The organism is Bacillota bacterium, from assembly GCA_013178125.1.
Classification (GTDB): domain Bacteria; phylum Bacillota; class SHA-98; order Ch115; family JABLXJ01; genus JABLXL01.
Window position 1 is genome coordinate 1 of sequence record JABLXJ010000044.1, and the last position, 6,004, is coordinate 6,004.

Sequence of the window (6,004 nt, forward strand, 5' to 3'; positions counted from 1 at the left end):
GGCAACAAGCTATAGCCAGGAAGGCCATCAAGCAATTAGAAGACCTGGGGTACAAGGTTACCCTTGAGGTTGCATAGATATCTGGGTATTGAACTCTGTTTAATGCTAGCCAGTTCACTATATACCAACTCTGGCATAGTATGGGAAATCTGATGCCAGGGTCGGTAGGTAGGATGTTGGTGTTTTTTGCTCACTAGCCATGTTAATTTTCAGGGCAGCCTGACGAGGTGATTTTTAATGTCTATATCGGCAAGATATATGCCGACCTCGAGAAAACAGTATTTGAAGATGGCCATCCCCTATCTATGGTTAGCACCAACATTTATAGTCCTAAGTGGTATACTAGCGTATCCATGGCTATGGTCCCTTATCCTCAGCTTCTATAGATGGAGTCCTCTTTTAATGACTCATCCTATTTGGCGCGGGTTTGGCAACTTCATAGATGTCTTAAAGGATCCAGCCTTCGTAAATGCTGTTCGCAATTCGCTTATTTTGGTTGGCGTGAGCGTGCCCGCCCAATTTGCCGTGGGTTTCTTTCTAGCTTACCTCTTAAGTCAAGAGATCAAAGGCCGAAGCATTTTCTTAGCCATGCTAACCCTTCCAATGATGATCACTCCATCGATCATAGGTCTAATGTGGAAGATGCTCCTTAGCAGTGAGTGGGGGCTTGTGAATTACTTCCTTGAAATCTTGGGATTGGGGAAGGTAGGCTGGCTTTCTGATCCTTCTGTAACGATGTGGACGATAATTATGGTTCACATATGGGAGTCTACCCCTTTTGTTATACTTACGATGTTTGCTGGCCTGCAGAGTCTTCCCAAGGAACCCTATGAGGCGGCTGTAGTTGATGGAGCAAACACATGGCAGAGTCTAATCCATATAACGATTCCCTATTTACGACCATTAATTATAGTCGTGTTTCTATTCCGTATGATGTTCGCCCTTCGAACCTTTGATATTGTCTATTCACTTTTCCGTTCCGGCGGGCCTGCAAATGCCGGAATGGTACTTGGCGTCTATCTTTACGAAAGCTTCCGTATCACCTGGGAGATCGGTCGGTCATCGGCTATTTCTTATATACTCTTGTTTTTCACGATCATCCTAACGATCAGCTTTACTACACGAATGTATAGGGGGCTTGAGGAATGACTTCGAAGCAGAGAATATCTCGGAGCGTTGTGATTTATGCCATCTTATGCATAGCCTCCGTGCTGAGTATTGCTCCTATTCTTTGGACGGTCTTGACGTCATTTAAGCCTCCAATAAAGGCATTTACCATTCCTCCAGCCTTTATCTTCCGTCCGACGCTCGAGTCCTATAAGATGTTGTTCTTCCAAGGGCACATAGCATTAGGGGTTGATATCTTTCATAATGGGCGCAATAGCATTATCATAGCCCTTTGCTCGACAGCCATAACCATTATAGTGGCAGTCCTAGGTTCGTACGCTCTCTCTCGATTTCGTTTCAAAGGGAAGAGACTAATTGCCTTCATTATAATAGCTGTCCGTATGTTGCCACCTATTGGGACGATCGTACCAATGTTCCTACTCATGAATAAACTTCGGCTACTAGATACCCAGCTCAGTCTTATTTTAGCCTATACGGCTCTTAACATTCCTTTTACTACATGGATGCTGCGTGGATTTATCGATGAGCTCCCATTTGAGCTGGAGGAGGCAGCCATGATTGATGGGTGCTCACGCGTACAATCGCTTATCCGAGTCATATTTCCTCTTTTAGGCCCTGGCCTGGTAGCGACGAGCTTCTTCTCCTTCCTCCTTTCTTGGAATGATTTTGCCTTAGCGTTAACATTGACAAACCGGCAAGCCATCACCCTCCCCATGCTGGTAATGTCATTTATTACTGAGGAAGGGGTAAACTGGGGGCCAATGTCTGCAGCCATAACCCTTATCATAATTCCACCAATATTGTTCGTTGCATTATGTAATAGGTGGATAGCTAAGGGGTTGACGATGGGTGCAGTCAAGGGATAAAACTCACATATTTGTGGGGGGGTGCTTGGAAGGCTAGAATTGCATCGATCCTAACGGCTCTATTGTATTCCATCTAAGGCTGATAGACTGATTAATACTTTAGGGAAGGGGATTTACAGGATGCCTCAAAGGACGATTACGACTGATGTAGCAGTATTCGGCTCAGGTCCAGCTGGTATTGGCGCGGCGTTGGCGGCTGCCCGTAATGGGGCGAAAACACTCCTGGTGGAGAAGATGGGCTTTCTCGGTGGGCAGATGACTGCGGGATTGGTCACAGGCCTACATGGCTATCGTATTCACAAGGGAAGTACGGGGAAAGGGAGCGGGGCCTACCTAGCGGTGAATTATGATACAGAGCAGGTCCTTGGGGGAATCCCAAAGGAAATAGTGGATCGTCTTGTGGAGCGAGGCGGAGCCTACTGCGAGAAAAAGGAACCGAGCATGCGTGTGGAGTTTGACCCCGAGGTGATGACGTCTCTATTGTTCGACTTAATGGAAGAGGCTGGTGTCACCCTCTTGCTCAATGCTTTTGCGTTTGGCTGTACAGTTGACCAGGGATACGTGAAAGCCGTACGTGTGGCGAGTAAGAGTGGTGAGGAGCTAATCGAGGCGAAGCAGTATGTAGATGCGACCGCTGATGGTGATATTGCAGCATGGTCCGGAGCTCCTTTTGAGATGGGACGGTCTGAAGACGGTAGGACGATGCCGATTTCTTTATACATGTTATTGGCCCACGTAGACTTGAAAAAGACTATTGACTATCTAAAAGAGCACCCAAGTGAACTACATACAGGAACTCCGGAAGGTTGGGAAAGCCTCTACCTTAAAGGTGCACCTATAGATCTAGGCGGATTTAGGGAGCTCATTTTCAAGGCATACCAAAATGGTGACTATCCACTACCACTTGGGGCTACACGTGGCTATCCAAACCCTATATTCTTCATCACGACTAGTACTCTTCCCCGTGGTTATACCAAACTCCTCATTGATATGGCCTACGGGGTAGACATTACTGATTCGTTAGAGTTATCCAAAGCAGAGGCGTATGTCAGGAGAGTGCAAATCCCAGGTATTATGAACTTTGTCAGGAAGTACATGCCTGGATTTGAAAATAGTCTTCTCCTACAGACCGCCCCGTTAATAGGAACGCGGGAATCACGACGAATAAAGGGCGATTATATGCTGACGGAAGAAGATGTTCTTAACAACCGGCGGTTCCCGACCGTGGTAGCACGTTGTGGACGCGCTATGAATGTGCATAGCCCAGTGGGAGGGGGCAAGGAAGAGGAGCGAGGAGGACAAAAATGGATAGAGCCTAAAGATCCCAAAGGCTTTGATATTCCATTTGAATGTCTCGTCCCTCAAAAGGTCAATAACTTACTTGTATCTGGTAGATGTATTTCTGTGACTCATATGGCTCTTGGCTCTGTGCGTGGGGAGCCTGTTTGCATGGCTACTGGGGAGGCAGCGGGCACTGCAGCTGCACTTTGTGCCACGAAGGGGATTAACTCACGCGAGCTTCCAATAGACACCTTGCAGTCGGTGTTGCGACGTAATGGTGTAAAACTGGATTGAAACGGTGTTTACTATATTATTGTCACTATGCTGTTATATCCGATTTACGCGCCCTACGTTCGTCTAGAGCCAGAGGAAACGGGCTCGGGCATCTATCCGAGTCTCAACACCTCTGGGAATTCTAAACGTAGATAGGAACCGAGAGAGTCGGTCTTCCCAAGATAGCCAATAGCCAGCACCTGCGCGATTCATAGTTGCTGGCTGGATAATGTCAGGCTGTGATCTCTATTTGGAGGAGGCCGACGCTCTCGGGTACTAATCTCTTAAAATAGCATTATTCTTCAAGGTCGGCCATCTTCTGGAAAGATTGAGGTTACAAATTGACTTCTCATTTTTTTTAGCATACTGAACCCAATTAGATGGAATGGTTTAGATAAGCAATTCAGGGATTTAGTAGTGGCCCTTTCAGCAATGTCACCCTTATTAATCTATTTATAAAGAATGCCATGGAAATCGCGATGAAAAGGCGAAGACGTGTAAATTGGATTATGGTTATGCTATATGAGAGTATATTGTTAATTGAGATGTAGCTGATGTCTGCAGCCGTTACCTTGTCGCTTTGGATTCATGATAGATTTCTTTTGGTAGATATACTACACCGGTAACGGCCGAGAAAGCCCTGCGCGATATACGATAATGGGGGTGGGACTTACCTTATGTTGCGGAGAATTATTGATTTATCATTGGTTACGCGATCCTTCCCTAACCCGGAACCTTATAAGGCGCCGCCACAGTATGCACATCACGAACAGATTGGCGAGGCATATAACCGAAGTGAATTAATGGGATATTTGGACTTAAAAGGTTTCTATTTAGGCGACGATGGAGAACCTTATACAGAGGTTACTTGTACCGTTGATCCTTTGGGAACTCACGGCGAGACGCTCTGGCTCGATGATAGGGTTATGTTTGGTAGATTGTCACCAGAAAAGAAGTGGCTAGTACGTGATGTTACTCAGATATCTATTAGTCAATTGGTTGGGGATGCTGCTATCATCGATATGTCCCATATAGAGCCCGGGCAAGCGATTGATGTGGCGGACTTGCAAAAATATGGTGCCCATGTGAGAGATAGAGATATTGTCTTTATCAGGACCGATTATGGCCTGAAAATGAAGGATGCTCGTGAAAAACACTCCCAAGAGTTCTATAGCAAATCCCCGGGTCTTACCGTCGCGGCCGCGAAATGGCTAGCCGAAGAGAAGAAAATTAAGGTACTTGCTATGGATACGCGCTCGCCAGAAGTCCAGACACAGGTTTGGAAGGATATTTCTGAGATCGCCTATCCGGTCCACAGGGTCATGCATGATCATGGGGTAGTTTTGATTGAAGATGTAGCCAATTTGGATGCTATATCCGCGGAACGTGTCTTTGCCTTCTGCGGTCTACCGCTGAAAACGGAGCTTATAAGCGGCGGCCCCGCAATGGTTCTTGCTGTTGAAGAGGGTAAAAGCGGCCATAAAGTGGTCAACTTATCGAATAGACTATACCCATTCCCCGGGGAAGTCCCGGTAGAACCCTTTGAGCGGATTGAACCATTTAGTCAAATTGAGAGCGTTTTAAAGCGGATGCGCATCACTAAATTTACCCTATCAGGACTCGGTTACGGCTACCCCGGTGGGATGCTGGATTGGGGGGAGCTTGTTACCTTTAATGACAGGTTGGGGACGCACCTAGAAATGCCAGGGTTGGCACAGTCAAAGAGGCTTAGCCCTATCGACCTGGATCCTGGAGATCTCTATGGGACGGCGGCGGTTATCGATCTCACCAACGTAGGACCTGAAAGGGTAGTAACAGCTTGTGACCTAAAGAAAAGAGGTGCTCACGTCCAAGAAGGCGATATTGTAATCCTACGTACTGACTTCATAGATTGGCACTATAACCTACCAGGCTTTTGCCATTTGAGCCCTAGTCTCTCAGCGGATTCGACAGAATGGCTAATTGACAAAAAGGTTCGAATGGTTATTAGCGATATGGTTTCACTTGACCGGGTAGCGCCCGATTCCGGCGCGCAGCGGCTAAACCGTCGTGCTCTATGGGATCATGGCATTTTGATAGTCAATATGGCGAGTAACTTGTGGTTAATTAAGAAACCCAGAGTCAAAATAGCAGTGTTACCCTTACCTATTGTTGGGATAATCTCATCGCCTGCGCGAGTTGTGGCAGTAGAAGAATATACTTAATAGGCAGGTCTTAATGTGTAGACTATAGTTGTGAAAAGGCACGGTTACCCATAGGTAAGAGAGTTCTATCGCTAAAGATGGCATGAAATAGTATGGGATCCTTCCATTCGGACGGGGATTTTGCAAAGTAGACCCTCATGTCGCCTTGGGCGACACCATCAGAAGGATGAAAATGGGGTTCATGTCGAATGATTCTTCTGCGGCTGGCGAAGAGAGGTCGGGTTTTCGTTGGTGCCTCGAGCCCGAGAAGTA

Annotated in this window: 4 protein-coding genes; all 4 read left to right on the plus strand. The window is 46.7% G+C overall.

What is annotated here, in order from left to right:
* Positions 1-237: 237 nt before the first annotated feature.
* On the plus strand, positions 238-1,149 hold the full coding sequence (locus HPY71_15455) for a sugar ABC transporter permease (protein NPV54887.1): 912 nt from the start codon (positions 238-240) through the stop codon (positions 1,147-1,149).
* A complete protein-coding gene (locus HPY71_15460) occupies positions 1,146-1,994 on the plus strand; it encodes a carbohydrate ABC transporter permease (protein NPV54888.1) in 849 nt (282 codons plus the stop codon). Before HPY71_15455 ends, HPY71_15460 begins: the two co-directional genes overlap by 4 nt.
* Before the next feature lie 120 nt (positions 1,995-2,114).
* Positions 2,115-3,569, plus strand: coding sequence for an FAD-dependent oxidoreductase (locus HPY71_15465; protein NPV54889.1), 1,455 nt, complete (start codon positions 2,115-2,117; stop codon positions 3,567-3,569).
* 656 nt (positions 3,570-4,225) lie between these two features.
* Positions 4,226-5,752, plus strand: coding sequence for a hypothetical protein (locus HPY71_15470; GenBank protein ID NPV54890.1), 1,527 nt, complete (start codon positions 4,226-4,228; stop codon positions 5,750-5,752).
* Positions 5,753-6,004: the final 252 nt, after the last annotated feature.

Bases quoted from the DNA above. Each gene is read 5' to 3' on its own strand.
- HPY71_15455 (NPV54887.1), top strand. From the start codon at position 238: ATGTCTATATCGGCAAGATATATGCCGACCTCGAGAAAACAGTATTTG.
- HPY71_15460 (NPV54888.1), top strand. From the start codon at position 1,146: ATGACTTCGAAGCAGAGAATATCTCGGAGCGTTGTGATTTATGCCATC.
- HPY71_15465 (NPV54889.1), top strand. From the start codon at position 2,115: ATGCCTCAAAGGACGATTACGACTGATGTAGCAGTATTCGGCTCAGGT.
- HPY71_15470 (NPV54890.1), top strand. From the start codon at position 4,226: ATGTTGCGGAGAATTATTGATTTATCATTGGTTACGCGATCCTTCCCT.